The 19,293-nt window shown below is 61.5% G+C and carries 18 protein-coding genes and 1 tRNA gene; 12 read left to right on the plus strand and 7 right to left on the minus strand.

What is annotated here, in order from left to right; translation table 11 throughout:
• Positions 1 to 39 precede the first annotated feature (39 nt).
• The 6 genes from RCH09_RS17090 to RCH09_RS17115 all read left to right on the plus strand — a co-directional run bounded on the left by RCH09_RS17090 (position 40) and on the right by RCH09_RS17115 (position 5,685).
• Positions 40 to 114, plus strand: a tRNA-Val gene (locus RCH09_RS17090).
• Between the two features lie 165 nt (positions 115 to 279).
• Positions 280 to 753, plus strand: coding sequence for a MarR family winged helix-turn-helix transcriptional regulator (locus tag RCH09_RS17095; protein WP_326942346.1), 474 nt, complete (start codon positions 280 to 282; stop codon positions 751 to 753).
• Positions 754 to 766: 13 nt separating this feature from the next.
• Positions 767 to 2,293, plus strand: coding sequence for an efflux transporter outer membrane subunit (locus RCH09_RS17100; RefSeq protein WP_326942347.1), 1,527 nt, complete (start codon positions 767 to 769; stop codon positions 2,291 to 2,293).
• Positions 2,290 to 3,519, plus strand: coding sequence for an HlyD family secretion protein (locus RCH09_RS17105; protein WP_326942348.1), 1,230 nt, complete (start codon positions 2,290 to 2,292; stop codon positions 3,517 to 3,519). The genes RCH09_RS17100 and RCH09_RS17105 overlap by 4 nt, the downstream gene beginning before the upstream one ends.
• Positions 3,520 to 3,522: 3 nt before the next feature.
• On the plus strand, positions 3,523 to 5,076 hold the full coding sequence (locus RCH09_RS17110) for a DHA2 family efflux MFS transporter permease subunit (protein WP_326942349.1): 1,554 nt from the start codon (positions 3,523 to 3,525) through the stop codon (positions 5,074 to 5,076).
• A 90-nt stretch (positions 5,077 to 5,166) separates the two neighbouring features.
• Complete coding sequence (locus tag RCH09_RS17115) at positions 5,167 to 5,685, plus strand: ProQ/FinO family protein (RefSeq protein WP_326942350.1); 519 nt, start codon at positions 5,167 to 5,169, stop codon at positions 5,683 to 5,685.
• Positions 5,686 to 5,733: 48 nt separating this feature from the next.
• On the opposite strand, the gene RCH09_RS17120 is transcribed toward RCH09_RS17115, so the two are convergent.
• Positions 5,734 to 6,576 carry a universal stress protein gene (locus RCH09_RS17120; protein ID WP_326942351.1) on the minus strand — a complete coding sequence of 281 codons (843 nt, stop codon included), beginning with the start codon at positions 6,574 to 6,576 and terminating at the stop codon, positions 5,734 to 5,736.
• 300 nt (positions 6,577 to 6,876) lie between these two features.
• Here RCH09_RS17120 and dcd point away from each other — a divergent pair, with 300 nt between their 5' ends.
• Positions 6,877 to 7,443, plus strand: a complete 567-nt coding sequence (dcd, locus tag RCH09_RS17125; RefSeq protein ID WP_326942352.1) for a dCTP deaminase — start codon at positions 6,877 to 6,879, stop codon at positions 7,441 to 7,443.
• A 10-nt stretch (positions 7,444 to 7,453) separates the two neighbouring features.
• Here the strand turns inward: dcd and RCH09_RS17130 are convergent, their stop codons facing one another.
• Both RCH09_RS17130 and RCH09_RS17135 read right to left on the minus strand, forming a co-directional pair.
• Positions 7,454 to 7,660: a hypothetical protein gene (locus tag RCH09_RS17130; protein ID WP_326942353.1), complete on the minus strand. Its 207-nt coding sequence runs from the start codon at positions 7,658 to 7,660 to the stop codon at positions 7,454 to 7,456.
• Positions 7,661 to 7,832: 172 nt separating this feature from the next.
• Positions 7,833 to 8,129 (minus strand): hypothetical protein, encoded by a 297-nt coding sequence (locus RCH09_RS17135; RefSeq protein WP_326942354.1) that lies wholly within the window; start codon positions 8,127 to 8,129, stop codon positions 7,833 to 7,835.
• A gap of 258 nt (positions 8,130 to 8,387) precedes the next feature.
• Between RCH09_RS17135 and RCH09_RS17140 the strand changes: the two genes are divergently transcribed.
• The 3 genes from RCH09_RS17140 to sctC all read left to right on the plus strand — a co-directional run bounded on the left by RCH09_RS17140 (position 8,388) and on the right by sctC (position 11,295).
• Entirely contained in the window at positions 8,388 to 8,615 is a 228-nt protein-coding gene (locus tag RCH09_RS17140; protein ID WP_326942355.1) for a hypothetical protein, read from the plus strand.
• 22 nt (positions 8,616 to 8,637) lie between these two features.
• Positions 8,638 to 9,066, plus strand: a complete 429-nt coding sequence (locus tag RCH09_RS17145; protein WP_326942356.1) for a hypothetical protein — start codon at positions 8,638 to 8,640, stop codon at positions 9,064 to 9,066.
• 78 nt (positions 9,067 to 9,144) lie between these two features.
• Positions 9,145 to 11,295 (plus strand): type III secretion system outer membrane ring subunit SctC, encoded by a 2,151-nt coding sequence (gene sctC / locus RCH09_RS17150; protein WP_326942357.1) that lies wholly within the window; start codon positions 9,145 to 9,147, stop codon positions 11,293 to 11,295.
• A gap of 16 nt (positions 11,296 to 11,311) precedes the next feature.
• Here the strand turns inward: sctC and RCH09_RS17155 are convergent, their stop codons facing one another.
• From RCH09_RS17155 to RCH09_RS17165, 3 genes are read right to left on the minus strand one after another with little or no spacing between them, the layout of a single operon-like run.
• On the minus strand, positions 11,312 to 12,490 hold the full coding sequence (locus RCH09_RS17155; protein WP_326942358.1) for an FAD-dependent oxidoreductase: 1,179 nt from the start codon (positions 12,488 to 12,490) through the stop codon (positions 11,312 to 11,314).
• A gap of 3 nt (positions 12,491 to 12,493) precedes the next feature.
• Positions 12,494 to 12,658 (minus strand): rubredoxin, encoded by a 165-nt coding sequence (locus tag RCH09_RS17160; RefSeq protein ID WP_326942359.1) that lies wholly within the window; start codon positions 12,656 to 12,658, stop codon positions 12,494 to 12,496.
• 44 nt (positions 12,659 to 12,702) lie between these two features.
• Complete coding sequence (locus RCH09_RS17165) at positions 12,703 to 13,194, minus strand: rubrerythrin family protein (protein WP_326942360.1); 492 nt, start codon at positions 13,192 to 13,194, stop codon at positions 12,703 to 12,705.
• A gap of 241 nt (positions 13,195 to 13,435) precedes the next feature.
• Between RCH09_RS17165 and RCH09_RS17170 the strand changes: the two genes are divergently transcribed.
• Entirely contained in the window at positions 13,436 to 15,748 is a 2,313-nt protein-coding gene (locus RCH09_RS17170) for an NADP-dependent malic enzyme (RefSeq protein WP_326942361.1), read from the plus strand.
• A 317-nt stretch (positions 15,749 to 16,065) separates the two neighbouring features.
• Positions 16,066 to 18,141, plus strand: a complete 2,076-nt coding sequence (locus RCH09_RS17175) for a hypothetical protein (RefSeq protein ID WP_326942362.1) — start codon at positions 16,066 to 16,068, stop codon at positions 18,139 to 18,141.
• 16 nt (positions 18,142 to 18,157) lie between these two features.
• On the opposite strand, the gene RCH09_RS17180 is transcribed toward RCH09_RS17175, so the two are convergent.
• Positions 18,158 to 19,063: a 5'-nucleotidase gene (locus RCH09_RS17180; protein WP_326942363.1), complete on the minus strand. Its 906-nt coding sequence runs from the start codon at positions 19,061 to 19,063 to the stop codon at positions 18,158 to 18,160.
• Positions 19,064 to 19,293 lie beyond the last annotated feature (230 nt).

The following is a 19,293-nucleotide window of genomic DNA, read 5'->3' on the forward strand; positions in this document are numbered from 1 at the left end:
CAATCGCGCTGTGTTTCGTGCGATAATCCGGCCCGCATTGGGCGGTTAGCTCAGGGGTAGAGCACTGCCTTCACACGGCAGGGGTCGCAAGTTCGAAACTTGCACCGCCCACCACGTCATATTCTGTCAGGGCCATTCGCGCCCGCATCCAAGCACAATCTCCTTTCGTATTTTATTTCTGTTGGAGTGGCCCTCCGGGCAGCGCCGACGGGATTTGTCTGCGCGTCTCTAAAAAACCGCGTATATTCTTGTCTGGGCAATCAATTTCTAGCAGGAAACTTGAAAAATACGCAATCTCCTCTTCCGTACTGTGTCGACGACAGCGTCGGCTATCTGGTCGGGCGCGTGCGGGCACAATTCGCACGCGCGCTCGATGAGGCGCTGGAACCACTTGGGATTACCCATTCACAGGGCGGCATCCTGCTGATGTTGCTGTCGGACCGGTTTGACACGGCATCGAAACTGGCGCGCGAGTTATACATCGATGCCGCTGCCATGACGCGCATGCTGGAGCGGTTGACCAGACTCGGCCTGATCGTGCGCATCCCCAGTGCAGCGGATCGACGCGCCGTCTTGCTGGCGCTTACGCCTGCCGGGCGCTCGCTGGCAGAACAATTGACGCCCATTTTCACGGCTGTACGGGCGCGCAATCTGGTTGGCCTGAGTGAAGAAGAAACGGGATTTCTCAAGTCCTTGTTGCGGCGGATCTTGCTGAACGACGCCGCTGCCAACCCTCAAAAATCGTCAGACTAACCTGAAAATAAGTATGCCTGATCAATCAAATCTCTCCTCGATGAAAACCCTGCGGTCAGCGATTCCCGGTGCCGTGCTGTTGGCATTGGCAATTTCCGGCTGCGTCAGCCATGGTGACATTCGCAGTACGACAACGACGACGTCGGCGACCGATCTTGCCAGCACCGTGACGTTGCCGGGGCAGGGCGGCCGCTGGCCGCGGGTGGATTGGCCGGGCCAGATTGGCGGTCCTGCGCTGCAGGCCCTGGTTGACGAAGCGTTGGCAGACAATCCGAATCTGAAGGCGAGCAGCGCGCGCATCGCTGCGGCGCAAGCGCTGGCCGAAGCTACCCGAGCCGCAGCCGGGCCGACTGTCGGCGGAAGTTTTACCAGCACCTATCAGCGTTACACCGAACACGGCATCATCCCGCCGCCGCTGGCTGGTGCGGTGCGCTCTGACAATCAATTGGCCGTGAGCTTCGCCTACGATCTTGATTTCTGGGGCAAGCATGCGGCCGACTTGCGTGCCGTGCTGGCGCAGGGCAAGGCGATTGACGCTGAGCAGTACAGCGCGCGCCTGATGCTGGCGGCGGCAGTCGCGCACGGCTGGCTGGGTTTGCATCGCCAGCTGCAGCAACTCGACCTGATCGAGCAGCAACAAGCAGTGCGCATCAAGCAGGATGATCTGACGCGCCGCCGCATCGCTGCCGGACTGGATACCCAGAGCGAAAACCAGCTCGGCAAGATCCAGCTTGCCAATTTACGCGCCGAACACGCGCAGTGGCAGGAAGCCGCCGCGCTCACGCGCAATCAGCTGGCGGCCCTGCTTGGCAAGGGCCCGGATCGGGGCTTGGCGATCGCACGACCGAGTACCGCTGCGCTGGAGGATTTCCCGTTGCCGGAGGCGCTGCCGCTTGAGTTGCTGGCACGGCGGCCGGATGTCCTCGCCGCACGCTGGCAGGTCGAGGCGATGCAGGGCGACATCGACAGCGCCCGTACCAATTTCTACCCGAACGTCAACTTGACGGCATTCGTTGGCTCGTCGAGTCTCGGGCTGGGCAATCTGCTCAACAGTGGCAGCCGGATTGCCGGAATCGGTCCCGCGATTCACCTGCCGATCTTTGAAGGCGGCGCGCTGCGCGCCCAGTTGAAGGGCAAGGTTGCCGGCTACGATGGCGCGGTCGCCACCTACAATGCCGCGCTCACTGAGGCGCTGCATGATGTGTCCGATCAGGTGCAGTCGATGCGCAGCGCGGCGGTCCAGAGCAAGCAGCAACATGCCGCCGCCGAAGCGGCCAACAGCGCCTGGCAACTGGCCGCGCAACGCCAGCGGGTCGGCACCACCAACTTGCTGCCGGTGCTGGCCGCCGAAGCCAACCTGCTGCAGCAACGCCGCAGCGAGCTGGATGCGCAACTGCGCATGACCGACCTGCGCGTCGGCCTGATCAAATCGCTGGGCGGCGGTTTTGATGCCAATGCCGCCGGCCTGACCGCGCCGCCCGCCGCGGCTGCCGAATCCCTTCCAACATCCCGCAACACAACCGTCAAAGCGACATCATGAATTCTCCTGTCACTGCACCTGAAGTCCCTACTCCTGTCACTGCACCTGAAGTCCCTACTCCTGTGGCTGCGCCGAATCGCAAGCGGCGCACCCTGATGCTGCTCGTCACAGCAGTCCTGATCCTGCTGCTGATTGCGTACGGCATCTGGTGGGCCTTGTTTGCGCGTCACTTCGAAAGCACCGATGACGCTTATGTGGCAGGCAACGTGGTGCAGATCACCTCCCAGGTGGCCGGCACCGTGATTGCGATCAACGCGGATGACACCGAGCTGGTGCAGGCCGGCAAACCGCTGGTTCAGCTCGACGCTACCGATGCGCGCGTCGCGCTCGACCAGGCCAGTGCGCAACTGGCGCAGACCGTGCGCGAAGTGCGCACCCTGTTTGTCAACAACGGGACGCTCAATGCCAACGTCACTGCGCGCAATACCGACCTCGACCGGGCCCGTGCGGATCTCGCGCGCCGCACCGAATTGATCGGTTCCGGCGCGGTCTCCAAGGAAGAGCTGGAGCATGCACGCAATGCGCTGCAAAGCGCCGAGTCGGCCTTGTCGGCCACGCGCGAACAACTTGCCTCGAATCGCGTGCTGACCGAGCATACCTCTGTCGCGCAGCATCCCAACGTACTGCGCGCGGCCGCGCAAGTGCAGGTGGCGCATCTGGCCATGGTGCGCGCTTCGCTGCCGGCGCCGATCACCGGCTATGTGGCCAAGCGTTCGGTGCAGGTCGGCCAGCGCATCGCCGCCGGGGCGCCGCTGATGTCGTTGGTGCCGTTGTCGAACCTGTGGGTTGATGCGAATTTCAAGGAAGTGCAAATTGCCCATATGCGTATTGATCAGCCGGTGACGTTGCGCTCGGACCTGTACGGTTCGGACGTCAGCTACCACGGCAAGGTGGTCGGGTTGGCCGCTGGTACCGGCGCCGCATTCGCGTTGCTGCCAACGCAGAATGCCAGCGGCAACTGGATCAAGGTGGTGCAGCGGATTCCGGTGCGCATTCTGCTTGACCCGTCCGAGCTGGCAGCCCACCCGCTGCGGGTCGGCGTGTCGATGCAGGTCAAGGTCGATATCGCTGCCGACGGCGGCACCTCGCTCACGTCCAATCGGGCCGCCCGTACTGCACCGGCGTATGCGACCGCTGCCTTCGAGGCCGCCGACAAGGACGCTGCTGCGCTGATAGCCCGCATCATTGATGAAAACAGTGGCGCCGCCGTCAAGCCGACACACTGACCGATGAGCACCGCACCCCGTCCGGCCCTCCAGCCGCTGCATGGCAGCCAGCTCGTCATCGGCACGATGGCGCTGTCGCTGGCCGTGTTCATGAATGTGCTCGATTCGTCGATCGCCAATGTCTCGATCCCGGCCATTTCGGGCGACCTTGGCGTGTCGCCGCAGCAGGGCACCTGGGTCATCACCTCGTTCGCGGTGGCCAATGCGATTTCGGTACCGCTAACCGGCTGGCTGACCCAGCGCATCGGGCAAGTGCGGCTGTTCGTGACCTCAATAATCTTGTTCGTCATTGCCTCATGCCTGTGCGGACTGGCGCCCAGCATTGAACTCCTGATTGCTGCGCGCGTGCTGCAGGGCGCCGTGGCCGGGCCGATGATTCCGTTGTCGCAGGCGCTGCTGCTATCGAGTTATCCGCCTGCAAAAAGTGGCATGGCGCTCGCGTTCTGGGGCATGACCACGCTGGTCGCGCCGATCATGGGGCCGCTGCTGGGTGGCTGGATTTCCGACAATTACACCTGGCCGTGGATCTTTTACATCAACATCCCGATCGGGATTTTTGCCGCCTGGGCCACCTGGTCGATCTATCACAAGCGCGAGACCGCGATCCGCCGGCTGCCGATCGACAAGGTCGGATTGGTGCTGCTGGTGTTGTGGGTCGGCTGCCTGCAACTGATGCTCGACAAGGGCAAGGAACTGGACTGGTTCAATTCCGGCGAGATAATCATCCTGTGCTCGATCGCCGTGGTCGCCTTCGTCTACTTCATCATCTGGGAGCTCGGCGATGACCACCCGGTGGTCGACCTGTCGCTGTTCCGGGGACGCAATTTCAGTGGCGGCGTGATTGCGATTTCAGTCGCGTATGGCTTGTTCTTCGGCAGTCTGGTGATCCTGCCGCTGTGGTTGCAAACGCAGCTGTCGTACACCGCCACCGAGGCTGGAAAAGTGATGGCGCCGGTCGGCATCTTTGCGATCATTCTGTCGCCGGTGGTGGGCAAGCTGCTGCCCAAGATCGACGCGCGCTGGGTCGCCACCACGGCCTTTCTGATCTTTGCGCTGGTGTTTTACATGCGCTCGCAATTCACCGTGGACGTCGATCCGATCTCGCTGATCATTCCGACGGTGATCCAGGGCGCGGCGATGGCGATGTTCTTCATCTCGCTCACGTCCATCATCCTGTCCGGCCAACCGCCCGACAAGATTCCCGCTGCCGCCGGACTTTCCAATTTCGTGCGGATCATGTTTGGCGGGATCGGAACCTCGGTCACGTCAACGCTGTGGGACAGCCGGACCGCGCTGCACCATGCCCAGCTGGCTGAGACCACCAACATGCAGAATCCGGCCTTTGCGCAGGCGGTGAATGGCTTGACGGCACAGGGCCTGTCCGAGCCGGGTGCGTTGGCGGTACTCGAACGCGCCATGAGCGTGCAGGCCAGCACGCTGGCAGCGACCGATATTTTCTGGATCTCGGCGATTCTGTTTCTGAGCCTGATTTCGCTGGTCTGGCTGACCAAACGTACCCGTTCGACCGCGCCAGCCGATGCGGGCGGCGCCCATTGATGCCAATCAGTCCATTCCAGTCGCGGGCAGGGGCATTGCCGTGCTATGCTCGTTCATCTTTTTTTGACTTGCCCGCGCAAATTTTTCTCAATGAATTCCCCAGACACACTCCCAACCGCAGAACCGGTCACGCCAGCAGCAGTCACGCAAACCGATATTCCATTGGCGCCTGCGCCGAACCCGGTGCAGGCAGCGCGTAGCCTGCTCAAGGAACTGCAACAGACCTACCCGGCGTTTCGCGATTGCCTGCCACTGGCGATCGGTATTGACAAGCAAATCATCGAACGCCAACCGGCATTGCCACGCAAGACGTTGCGCATCGCGCTCGGCCAGCACACCAATTCGCTGCGCTATCTGAAGGCGGTCGAAAAAGCGGTCAATCGCTTTGACCTCGACGGCACGCCGGGCGAGGCACTGACCGACGAACACCGCAAGCGCGCGGCCACCCTGCTCAAGGAACGCTTCAAGAAGGAAGCCGACCAGCGCAAGGCGCATCGGGCTGCCGAGGCCGCGTTGCAGGCCAGTGCCGACGCCGAACGCGCGCAGGCCGAAGCCGCACGGCTGCGCAGCGAGAAATTGAATCTGCTCGCTGCCAAGTTTTCCAAGTAAACCGAAGGCGCATGTCGGCGTCATGCCGACGCGCGCTGCCGCACGATCTCAGTGCGTCATCAGCACCGGCAGTGTCATCGATTCCAGGATCGTCCGACTGACGCCACCGAGCAGCGTTTCGCGCATGCGCGAATGCCCATAGCAACCCATCACCAGCAAGTCCGAACCGCGGTCCGCCGCCAGCGACAGTAACGCCGCGCCGAAGTCGATCTCGATCTGTTCCTGCATGACATTGGCCTTGACCTGATGGCGCGCCAGGAACAGTGCCAGATCGGCGCCGGGTTCCTGCCCATGTACATCCGGACGCGCATCGGCGTTGAAGACCGCAATATCGACGACCCGTGCGGCGCGCAGCAGCGGCAGTGCATCACGCACGGCGCGCAATGCTTCCGGCGCGCCATTCCAGGCAATCAGCACCTGGCGCGGCGGGGCCGGAGGCGTGCGCACGGTGTGCGGCAGGATCAGTACCGGACAACCGCCATGGACGGCGATATGTTCCGGCAGATCGGCGTAGACCGATGACACTACGCCATCCGGGTCGTACTGGCCGACCACCACCAGGTCGCAGTAGCGCGCCTGCGTGGCAATGCTGTTTTCGGCTTCATCATCGGCCAGCCGGGTTTCAAACGATGGCACACCGATGCGCTTGACCAGTTGTTCGAAGTGGGCAATGCGCTGTTCGGCCTGCTGCCGCAGTTGCGCCAGATACGGCGCGATGCCGGGATCAACCACGCCCGAGGCCAGCGATTCATAAAAATAGCGCGACACGCCGGTGGTGGCGCTGCCGATCAGATGGGCTTCGTTCGCCAGTGCCAGTTGCGCAGCAAATTCAATACGGGCGTCAAGATGCGGGGCTTCATCGAGGTGCACGAGGATGGTCTTGTACGACATGAGCGTTCTCCTGATTGGAACTGGTGTTGACGGATAGTGGGAAAAACCCGATCAGTCTGGCGTTTGAGGGGTGAGGCGTCGAGTGCTTGTTGTCAGAAAGAGCAGATGATTTGGGCACATTTGATGCACATCAATCGCCCAATGGCTGATGGAATGGGGCTGCCGCGTTAGTGGCACGGCCAGCCCGCACGGGAATGTGGCGCGGTGCACGCAACCGGATCGACAGGAACCCCGGAGCGGCTAACTTTTCACGTAAAATCCGCTACGGCAACCGTGCCTCCCTCACAGCAAGAGCAGACAATGACCATCAAATCCGACAAATGGATCCGCCGCATGGCGGCCGAAACCGGCATGATCGAACCGTTCGAACCGGGCCAGATCCGTGAAGTCAACGGTCAGAAGATCGTCTCGTACGGGACCTCGTCGTACGGCTACGACATTCGCTGCGCCGACGAATTCAAGATCTTCACCAACATCAATTCCACCATCGTCGATCCGAAGAACTTCGATGAAAAGTCCTTCGTCGACCTCAAGAGCGATGTCTGCATCATTCCGCCGAATTCATTCGCGCTGGCCCGCACGGTCGAATACTTCCGCATCCCGCGCAGCGTGCTGACCATTTGCCTGGGCAAGTCGACCTATGCGCGCTGCGGCATTATCGTCAATGTCACGCCGTTCGAGCCGGAATGGGAAGGCTACGTGACGCTCGAATTTTCCAACACCACGCCGCTGCCGGCCAAGATTTATGCCGGCGAAGGCTGCGCCCAGGTGCTGTTTTTCGAGAGCGACGAAATCTGCGAAACCTCCTACAAGGATCGCGGCGGCAAATACCAGGGACAGCGCGGCGTGACGCTGCCGCGCGCCTGAGCCGACGGGACTAGCCGGTCTGGTTGGCCGATTCGGCCAGCTTGGCCAGGTTCTTCACCCGCGCCATCGCATTTTGCTGCGCCACATTCCACAGCGCGTCCTGCGCGGCCTGCTGCTGCAGCGCCTGCATTTCCTTTTGCACATCAACACTTTGCTGTGCGCTTGCCTTGGCCAGGTCGGTCAAGCTGGCACTTAACTGGCTGCCGGTGAAGTCCATGATGGTTTCCTGAAAAAATGTCGTGCAGTGATCTCCAGTTCCCGCACAGTGACGAGAACCACGGGTGCATGCATCTGGACGCGTTCGAAGCAACCTTCGCGCCAGTCAAATTGCAGGATGGCCGCATTGCCCGAATGGCGCTGCCTTGCCATTGCCGCGATGTGTCGACGCATTAAATCTGATTCATTGCCTGCTGCAGCTTGTTGAAACGGGTCGTTTGCGCGGAGGCCTGGTTCGCCACCATGCTCCAGAGCGCCTGCTGGTCGGCTTGTTTTGTAAGTTCAAACGATTCCAGGGCGGTCTTCAATTGCTCGAGCGCTGACTTGTTCGCCAAGTCGGTAATTTGCGAAGCCGTGCTCACTTGCGTGCTGCTCGTGCCGAAGCTTGAGGCGGACAGGTCTCCAGAATAGATACTGGTTGGGGTAGTGGACGTGCCAGTAGTCGTCGAAGTGTCAAAAGGATAAGCCATAGCCGTTCTCCGGAAATATTGATCGAAAGTTCGGCGACTGCGCGTCGCCAGCGTCTTGTCGTGTTATCAATTAAGTGTCTTTTCAAAATGGCTGGTTCCCCGGGTTCAAAACTTAAACTGCCGGGTTACGCGACTTCCGCCACGCCTGCAGGTGAAAATAAAAGACAGGTATTTTTGCGAAAAAATGGAGCTAAAGCCCGATCTCGACAACTCATTGAATATTCCCGGCAATGGGACCTGCTCTGAAGGGAGATTTCGATGGCGACCAGCGACGCAATTCCAGTAATCCACCGGCTCAATCGAACCTACGAGAATGCCAGCGAGGATATCGATCACTACATTGAGGGCCAGATGCACGGCGAGCCTGCCGATCCGGCGGCTTTTTTTGCGCTGGTGGAGCAGCGGCAGACCACGTTTCAGGCGATGGAGGCCCGGGTGAAGCTGGACGAAAAACCGGTCAAGACAGTGTTGGCCGAGGTGCGGTGACCCCATGCTCAATCCCGACCTGATGGCGCTGCTGGAAGCGCTGCCGGTGAATGTGCCGGTGTCATTCATGCAGGAGCAGCTTTGCCTGACGATGGCAACTGATGGCGCGACACTGAGCGCCGAGATTGCGCTGGAATCGTCGGCACAGATGATGGAGTCTGCACTCGCGCTGGGATTTTCCTGGGCGCTGGAGTTCGATGCCGGGCTCGCGTCGGATGCCGATGGCCGCCGCTTGTTTCTGCTGCAATGGCTGCCGGGGGTCGAAGGCTGGGTGACCGCCACCGCGGCGCTGGAAAAGCTGATCGATCAATTGGAATCGTGTCGGCTTGAGCTGGCAGATGGCCGCGGTAAAAATCAGCGCGAGAAGGGCCTCCGCCCTGACCATGCCGCCCAACCAGACCCGCTGCGCTCACGTGACGAGCAGCGCTTCAGAAGGGCGCTGTTGCGCTGACCGGATGCGCTTGCAGCGAAGCGCTCCAAGGGGGTGTTGCAGCCAGATTCAAAACCGGCTTGAATCGAAGGATGGCGTATGAGAAATGCAATCGGATCGAACCGCCTCACGTTGCCGCAACACGCCATCTGCGCCGTCGTGATCCTGCTCGCAACACTGTCGTTTGCAACGGTTGCCGGGGCCGCCGTCCCCGCTGGCTGGAAAGCCACCGGCTTTGCCATCAATGCCAACGGCATGACGCTGGACTCCGTGTTGCAGGAATTTTGCGTTACCTATGGCGTCAAGTTGCAGAGTGCGCTTCCTGCCGACATGCCCTTGCGCGGCCGCCTGCAGGGCCAGAACGGCGCTGAATTTCTGGATCGGCTGGCGGCCAGGCATGGCTTCCGCTGGTTCGTCTATAACGACACGCTGCATGTCATCCCGGGAAACGACGTCACGTCGATGCGTATCGAGGTGGGCGAAGATGCCGTGGCCGATTCCAAGGCGGCGCTGATCGGGCTGGGCTTGTTCGATGCCCGTTTCGGCTGGGGCGAGATGCCCGACGAGGGCGCGGTGCTGGTTAGCGGACCGCGCCGATACGTGGAGATGGTGCGCGAGACCTTACTGCCGGACAAGGACAAGAAGAAGGCCGACGGCGAGCAGAAGCAACTGATGGTGTTTCGCCTGAAGTACGCCAGTGCCACCGATCGCACCATCAGCACGCGCGGTCAGGCTGACAATGTTGTACCGGGCGTGAAAACAATTCTGTCCGGCTTGCTCAATGTGAACTCGGCTGCTCCACTGTCGCGTTCGGGCGACGTAACTGCCGCCAGCGAAAAGCGTTCGCGTACCGCAAAGACCGGTCGCGGTGCTGCCAGCGAGTTGATCACAGCGCCTGCCAACGGCGACTCCAGCCGCACGTTGCTGGCCAGTGCGCGCGAGATCAATGGCCGTGGACGCAATGCCGCCGACAACGAGGAGGGCGAGGAAGACAGGCGCTTCGGCCGGCCAAGAACGCCGTCCGTACGGATCGACTCCGACCAGTCGCTCAACGCCATCATCATCTATGACAGCGCCAGCAAGCGCGAGATGTACCAGCAGCTGATTGCCGAACTCGATATCGAGCCGCAGCAAATTGAAATCGAAGCGCTGATTGTCGATATCGACCGCAACAAACTCGATCAGCTCGGTGCGGAGTGGGGTTTCACATCGGGCAATCTCAATGCCGTCTTCAATGGCACGGCGACCACGGCGCAAGGCGTTGCGGCGGCACTTTCCGGTTCCACCCTGCTGATCCGGAATGCAGCGAATTTCTATGCCCGGCTGACCGCGATGGAAAGCAAGGGCGATGCGCGCGTGCTGGCCAAGCCAACCATTTCGACGCTGGAAAACATCGCCGCGGTGCTGGACCTGAGCACCAGCGCCTATCTGCCGCTGGTGGGCGAACGGGTGGTCGACCTGGCCAATGTGAACGTCGGCACCATGCTCAAGGTGACGCCGCGCATCGTGCACGACGGCGGCCTGACGCGGGTGCGGCTGGATATCAATATCGAGGACGGCTCGATTACGTCGCAAACCACCTCCAGCGCCAATGTCGCGAAATCGACCATCACGACCCAGGCCATCATCGCGCCCCAGCACACCCTGCTGATCGGCGGCTATCACTCGGAAAAGAAATCCACCACCCGGCAAAAGATTCCATTGCTGGGCGATCTGCCCGTGCTCGGCGCGCTGTTTCAGGCCAACACCAGCGACGCCAGCGACAAGGAGCGCCTGTTCCTGATCACGCCGCGGATTCTGGGCGTGACCGCGGCGCAGGCGCGCAGCCAGGAGTCCACCGTCAATACGCGCGCCAGAGAGATTCTTGGCAGCGAACCGCCGCCAGCGAAGGCAGTGCCGCCGCAGCCGCAGAGCCTGCCGGACGCGCGCCCGCCGAAGCTGTTGACCATGGAAGCCACGCTGTCGGCGCCGTCGCTGGCACTGGCGCCAGCGGCAATCGCAACGGAGCGCGGGCCGGCCCCGGTCAATAGTCCGGTCGCAGCCAGCGCCGTTGCCGTGCGCGCTGCGGCGCCGGCCAGGCTGCTGGAAACGCTATCGCCTTCCGGCAGCGTCGAGGCAGTTCTGGCGGCGGATCTGCCGCTGGCGACAGACCCCGGCAAATCAGGCAGTGCAGCCCGCGAGAGCGAGGCCGGGGCGGCTGCGCGCAAACGGAAAAAGCAGGAGGTGCTGTTGCTGCGCTACCGGCAGTGAGCCGGCATCACATCAATCAGACGCTGCCCAACTGCGCCATCAAGGCCTGGCGCGACGCCGCATCCTGCGGTGCAACGCCGAAGCCGACCATGATCCCTGCCGCATCGCGATAGCGCGAAATGATGCGGGTTTCGCTCACCTCGTCGACCCAGCCGCCGCCGGCCAGCGCGTGCGGTGGCGGTGGTACCAGCGCCAGCGGAAAGCTCGGTGTCTTGACCATCACCGGCGACGGCTTCAGGTCAATGGCGGTGGGCGTGCCGCTCAAGGTGCGGGCGATCGCCCGGGCCGCGCTCATCAGCGGCGCAATGTAAGGCAGCGTAAAGCTGGTTCCCGCATCGGCCGAGGTGTATTCGGCACAATCCCCCAGTGCAAACACATGCGGCGCCGATGACTGGCCCGTGGCATCGACCACGATGCCGCGGTTGACCGTCAGGCCGGCCGCAGCCGCCAGGCGGCAATCCGGTCGCAGTCCTACTGCCGACAGCACCAGATGCGCCGCCACCAGCGTGCCATCGGCGAGCGTCACGCGCAGCTCGGCGCCGTCGTGATCGACAGATGCGGCAGTGGTGCGCAGGCGCATGGCGACACCCTTGGCCGACAGTGCGCTCTGCAGTCCGTGCGACAACGCCGGCGAGGCCAATGCGGCCAGTGGCACCGGATTCGGATCGATCAGCGTGACGTGATGACCGGCGCCGGCCAGGTCGTCGGCGAATTCGCAGCCAATCAATCCCGCTCCGAGAATCGCCACGCGTGTCGCCGGACCATGTTCGCTCAAGCCGACCTGCGCGCGGAAGGCCGCATAGTCGTCGACATGGTTGACTGCCTGCACGCAGTCGGCGGCATCACCGGCCAGGGTCAGGCGGATCGGTTGCGCGCCGACGGCCAGCACCAGTTGGCTCCAGGCCAGCTCGCCCTGACTGGTGTGGACAACCTGCCGCGTCGTGTCGATTGCGCTGACTTCGGTATGCGGCAAAATCGCCGCCGACACCTGCAGCGCCATCTGCTCCAGGCTCTGGGTGACCAACTGCTGCGCCGACTTTCCCTGCGCGAAGGCATTCGACAACATAGGCTTGGAATAAAAACCACCGCTGTCGCTGGTAATGATGGTCAGCGGCGTGGTCTTGTCGAGCTTGCGAAATTCACGTGCCAGCGTGTAGCCGGCCATGCCGGCGCCAATGATGATGACCGGGTCCATGCATTAAACCGGCAGCATGTCGAAGTCGGCCTTGGCGACGCCGCAATCCGGGCATTCCCAGTCGTCCGGAATGTCGGCCCATTTGGTGCCGGCAGCGATGCCGTCTTCGGGCATGCCGACTGCTTCATCGTAAATAAAACCGCACACCACGCATTGATACTTGTTCATGAATTGCCTTTGTTGATTGTGAGTGGAAAGTGACGACGCTGGCGTCAGGCCCGCGTCAGCTCCGCCTTGAGGGCATCGCGGTAATGGTTGGCATGGCGCTCTTCGACTTTGGCCAGGGCGCCAAAGCGCTTGGCGGCGAGCTCAAGCGTGCGCTGGAAGGCGGCGGCATGTTCCTTGGACTCGGCAATTTGCGCATCGTATTCGGCCACGGCCGCCGCATTGCCCTCTTCGACCGCAAGGTGGCGGAAGGTCGGATACATCGTGGTGTATTCGTAGGTTTCGCCTTCGATGGCGATTTCCAGCGATTTGGCCGGTGTCAGCGCGGTTTTCGGATAGAGCAAGTCAAGGTGGCCGAAGGCGTGCAGCAGTTCCTGCTCGGCGGTGTCTTCAAAAATCTTTGCGACGTCCTCGGCGCCGGCGGCGCGTGCCAGTTTCGCAAAGTAGCGGTACTTGACATGCGCCATCGACTCACCGGCAAAGGCGGCTTCCAGATTGGCGATGGTGACGGACTTGAAGGTAGTGGATGGATTGCTCATGGCGGTTTCCTCTTGGGTAGGCATTCTGGCGACCGGACATGGTCGGCAAGGGGTGTAGATTACCTGCTTTGAACCTATAAAAGAAATTGATTGCCAGTATGAAGTCGATAGCTTTTCGCACTTGAACCCAACCGTTTCCGGCAAATCCGCCGGGCACTTGGTACAAATACGTAGCTAGTGCGCCAGACCGCTCTGATAAAATCCACAACCACGTTATGAAATTCACAGGAAGGCTGCACAGATGGATTCGATGATCGAGAAGAAAGAGGAGTTGCGCCAGCAGCTTCGTCAGGCAGCCCTTGAGTATCACGAGTTTCCGACCCCCGGCAAGATCAGCGTCACCCCCACCAAGCAATTGACCAACCAGCGCGATCTGGCACTGGCGTATTCTCCCGGGGTCGCCTCGGCCTGCGAAGAAATCGTCGCCGATCCAGCCAATGCTTTCCGCTACACCGCGCGCGGCAATCTCGTCGCCGTCATCACCAATGGCACTGCCGTGCTGGGTCTGGGCAATATCGGACCGCTGGCATCGAAGCCGGTGATGGAAGGCAAGGGCGTGCTGTTCAAGAAATTCGCCGGCATCGATGTGTTCGATATCGAAATCAACGAGCTGGACCCGGACAAGCTGTGCGACATCATCGCCTCGCTCGAGCCAACCTTCGGCGGCATCAATCTGGAAGACATCAAGGCGCCGGAATGTTTTTACATCGAGCGCAAATTGCGCGACCGGATGAAGATCCCGGTCTTTCACGATGACCAGCACGGCACCGCCATCATTGTTGGCGCAGCGATTCTGAATGGTCTGAAGGTAGTCGGCAAACACATCGAAGACTGCAAGCTGGTCGTCAGTGGCGCTGGCGCCGCCGCGCTGGCCTGCCTCGACCTGATCGTCGATCTGGGTTTTCCGCTCAAGAATATTTTTGTCACCGATCTGGCCGGTGTGGTCTATGAAGGCCGCGTCGAACTGATGGACCCGGACAAGGCGCGCTTTGCCCAGCGCACCGAATTGCGCACGCTGGCCGAAGTCATGCCGGGCGCGGATATCTTCCTTGGCCTGTCGGCCGGCGGCGTGCTCAAGCCTGAGATGGTCAAGGCGATGGCGGTCAATCCGCTGGTGCTGGCGCTGGCCAATCCGACCCCGGAAATCCTGCCGGAAGAAGTCATGGCCGTGCGTGGCGATGCGATCATCGCCACCGGCCGTTCGGATTATCCGAACCAGGTCAACAATGTCCTCTGTTTCCCGTACATTTTCCGCGGCGCGCTCGATTGCGGCGCCACCACCATCACGCGCGAAATGGAAATCGCCACCGTCAAGGCGATTGCCGAACTGGCCCAGGCCGAACAGTCCGATGTGGTGGCCACCACCTATGGCATCGAGAACCTGAGCTTCGGCCCGCAATACCTGATTCCGAAACCGTTCGATCCGCGCCTGATGATGAAAATTGCGCCCGCAGTGGCGCAGGCCGCCGCCGACTCCGGCGTAGCGGCGCGCCCGATCGCCGACATGCAGGCGTATTGCGACCGGCTGCAGCAGTTCGTCTATCACAGCGGCACCTTCATGAAGCCGCTGTTCCAGGTCGCCAAGAACGCCCCGGCGGCGCTGAAACGCATCGTCTATGCCGAGGGCGAAGAAGAGCGCGTGCTGCGCGCTGTGCAGATCGTGGTCGATGAAAAGCTGGCCAAGCCGATTCTGGTCGGACGTCCGGCCATCCTGGAACAGCGTATCGCCAAGTTCGGCTTGCGCCTGAAACCGGATGTCGATTTCGAAGTCATCAATCCCGAATTCGACGCGCGGTATCGCGATTACTGGCAGACCTTTCACAGCATGACTTCCCGCAAGGGCGTCACCGAGCAGTGGGCCAAGCTCGAAATGCGGCGGCGGCATACGCTGATCGGCGCGATGATGATCCACAAGAACGATGCCGACGGCATGATCTGCGGCACCTTCGGCACCACCGGCCTGCACCTGCATTACATCGATCAGGTATTGGGTTTGCGCGAAGGCGTGAATGTGTATGCGGCGATGAATTGCCTGATCCTGCCGGATCGTCAGTTGATGCTGGTCGACACCCACGTCAATGAAAATCCGAATGCCGCGCAGATCGCCGAAATCACCATCCTGGCCGCCGAAGAAATGAAACGCTTCGGTCTGTTGCCGCGTGCAGCCTTGCTGTCGCATTCCAATTTCGGTTCCAGCGATTGCCCGTCGGCCGGCAAGATGCGCGAAGCCTTGGCGATCATTCGCGAACTGGCGCCGGATCTGGAAATCGATGGCGAGATGCATGGCGACACCGCGCTCGACGCCAAGCTGCGCAAGAAAATGATGCCCGATTCACCGTTGAACGGCGACGCCAATTTGCTGGTGATGCCAAACATGGATGCGGCCAACATTGCCTACAACCTGCTCAAGGTCACCGCCGGCAACGGCATTGCGATTGGCCCGATTCTGCTCGGTTGTGCCAAGCCGGTGCACATCCTGACTCCGTCGGCGACGGTGCGACGGATCGTCAACATGACGGCACTGTGCGTGGTGGATGCGGTGGCGCAGCGCTAGTTTGCCTTACCGTTCGGGCCGTCCTGGTCCGAACGGGTACTGATCGGCTTCGTGCCAGCCTGGCGACGCTGCTTTCCTTCCCGATCTCCCCCTGAACAGCTTCACGACAGCACGTCACCGCTCTGCGTGGCAGTGCATTTTGCATGCCGCGATGGAACCGGATTCACGCGATCGTTACATAGAAGGACGTTTGCAAGACCGGTTCGAAGCATGAATGCCGGGCTCTTTTTGATCCACCGGAATGCCATTGTTATTCCCTTGGTTCCGGTTTTTGGACGTATCAGAACAGCCCCGAACTTCAATCAAGAGAATCGATCATGCCATCCTATTTTCAACCCATTGCTACGTCGATGTTGGCGCTATTCGGCAACGGCCGGCACGCCTTTGTCGCCCCTCCTGCCGGTCAACCGGCGCCGAACAGCCCTCACCAAGTGACGCCTCCGCATGCAATTGCCACCGCGCCGGCCCAGAGATCCATGCACCCGGCGCGTCGCGACATGATGCGGGTGCTGCGCGCGTCGTGCGGCGATGCCATCGCGCCAAAAGGATTCGACGTCGCCAGACTGGATGGCCTGGGCAATATTGGCTGCATCAACGAACCGGCCGAGAAGGTGACAGCTGAAACCATGAACCTGTTGGCGCTATATACCGGCGCAAACGTTGCCTTCGCAACCCGGGAAGCGCCACCGAATATCTTCGCCGATTTCCCGAAGGAGATTACCAATATTGTCCACACCCGCAGCACGGGCGCACTCGGCGCCTGCGACACCGTGATTTTTCCAGATTGCAGCGAGGCGAAGATCATCAGCGATGCTCCCCAGCTCAAGCCAGGTGGCCGCGTCATTGTTTCTGACCGCGATTTCGATAGCGTGATCGAAAAACTGGCGCTGCTGCACGCGATCCGGCCGGACCTCCAACTGTACGGGCATGCACCCGATCAGGTGGAGCAGCGCAGTTCGCCGTTTTCGCCGTTACCCGCTGCTCCGGTGGCCGCCTCGTACGCGGTGGCAGATATCGTTGCCGGGGAGCGCGCGTTTGTAGTACGTCCGCTCACCGGGCGCGATGCCGCCTGGCTGACTGAATTTTCCGGCGTACCGATCGAGGAGGGCGCTGCGATCGCTGCCAATTTCAACAAGGAAGGCACGATCGATCGCGCTGAATTCGAAACCATGTTCAACGCCGAGCCCGTCGTCATGCGCGACCAGGTGGCGCAGGCGGCCGCGCTGAATCAACGCACGCTGCGCGACATGTTCGGCGTCATCGACAATGCCCGGCTTGAAACCGATGCCAGGGATCAGATTGGCCGCACCGCCCGCGTTCCTGGCGTGCTGGTTGACCGGGACGCCGATCGCAAGCAGATCCAGAAGCTGGGTCCGACGGTCGTCTACGGCGCCAGCGGCAACATCGGTAAGTCGATGTCGAAGTCGCTGATCGCCAATGGCGTGCCGGTGTGCGGCATCGTCCGCAAACCCAATCCGGAAGTGCTCAGCGAATTCGCCACGCTGGCGGAATCCGATGCCATCGTCAGCAGTGCGGTACCGGAAAAATTTGTCCCCAGCACTGCGTTTCTGACGTCCTCCGCAGGCTGGCCGAAAGATGCCGATGGCAAGATCATTTTTGACCGCAGCAGGCTGCTGGCCGACAACGTGAAGATTCTTGCGCCAATCTTCATGGCGCTGTCGCCGCAGACCGAGCGTGCTGTTGTCATCTCCAATCCGTGTTCTGAAATGACCTGTCTGGGCTGGTTGCTGCGGCCGGATCTGGCCGACAGGATTTTTGCGCATGCCGGTACCGATGTCACCCGGCAGCGCAACCGCGCGCCGTTTCCGGACGACTCATTCACGGTCGGCCCGCACAGCCCGGCGCAGGTCAACGTCAAGCGCAACCGCAAGGGTGGGGTAGAAATCGATCCGCGCATCCCGACTCTCGGCCAGCAGCATCAGGAGCGCTCCCGCGATGGCAACTCCGTCACGGTTCCCACCGCAACGGCCGCCATCTGGGAAGCCGTCAGCATTGCCACCAACACGCCGCAAAGCCTGGCGTTGCCCGTGACGGCGGATGAGGCCGGCAAGTTGACTGCATTCATGGCGCAGTACGGACAACCCATCGATGTCAGCGAGGGTATTGCGATCACGCTGCCACGTGATGCGCAGCGTCAGATTCGCTGGGACATGTTGACCGAAGCCGCTGAAGCCGCTCCCGGGTTTCCAGAGAAATTCAAGGCTGCAATTGTCGCGATGGAAGACGGTCGGGCTGCGCTGCTGCAGGCGATGGTCGATAGCATCAACCGCGCCCGTCCGGCCGCAGCAGCAGTTGACCAGCAGTGGGTACTCGACAATCGCGGCGCCGTGCTGAGCGACGCGTTGCAAGCCGCACAGCAAAAGCCGCGCTAAGCCGCACCGGTGCCGATCAAGCCAGCTTGATCGGCACGCGTCCGGTCGGCACCAGCACCGAGGCGCGCTCGCAATGGCCCTGCTGGTCATCAAAAAACATGTGCGGCTTGAACGCCGCCAGCACATGCGACTTGGCCACGCCGCCCATGAAGAAGGTTTCGTCGATCGCCACATCCCACGCGCGCAGCGTGCGGATCACGCGCTCGTGCGCCGGTGACGAGCGTGCCGTGACCAGCGCGGTGCGAATCGGCCGGGCGCGGCCATCGGCTGCCTTGAAATTGTTCTGGATGAAGGACAGCGCCTTGAGCAGCCGGGCGAACGGCCCTTCCGGCAACGGCTTGAGCGCGTTTTCGCGCTCGTGCTGTTCGAACGCCTCGATGCCGTGCTGCTGAAAGATGCGTTCCGATTCGTCCGAAAAAATGACGGCGTCGCCATCGAAGGCAATCCGGATCTGATCGAGTTCTTCCAGCGCGTTCTCGGGTTTCTGGTACAGCAGGGCTGCGGCCACGCCCGAGTCCACCGCGGCCTGCACGTCGTCTTCGTGCAGCGACAGGAACAGGCTGACATTGAATGCCTGCAGATACGGCGCCAGTGACGCACCACCGGACAACACGGCGCGCGTGATGTCGAGGCCGTGATAGGCAATCGAATTGAAAATCCGCATCGAGGTTTCGGACGAATTGCGCGACATGATGACGACTTCGACGAAGCGCTGGTTGTGTGTCAGTGCATTCAGTTTCAGCAGTGCGCGCACGAGGGCGAAACCGGCGCCGAGTTTCAGGATCTGGTCTTCGTGGGCCAGCTGGTGCTGGCGGTAGGCGTCCAGGCCATGTTGGCGAAAGAGTGCTTCCTCGACTTCGAGATCGAACAGGGCTCTGGAAGAGATACCAACCACTAGCAGGTTATCGAGGGAGACGGGCATGGAAATGGGCGATGGTGTGCTTGCGCGGAACCGGCCGGCTGATCGGAGCTGCAAAAGTGCTCGGTCAGTATACCGGCGTTTGGACACAACGGGCGGCGCAACGGCCCGCATGATCCGTCCGCCAGCCTGGGGCTTGAGGGTGTAAATAATTTTGTGTAAACGGTCATTTGGCAGGAGACTGCCGCCATCAAGGAGAAACAATGACCGTAGCAATGCGTAACAAGCGGGCC

It is taken from the genome of Actimicrobium sp. GrIS 1.19 (assembly GCF_035984655.1).
Lineage (GTDB): Bacteria > Pseudomonadota > Gammaproteobacteria > Burkholderiales > Burkholderiaceae_D > Actimicrobium.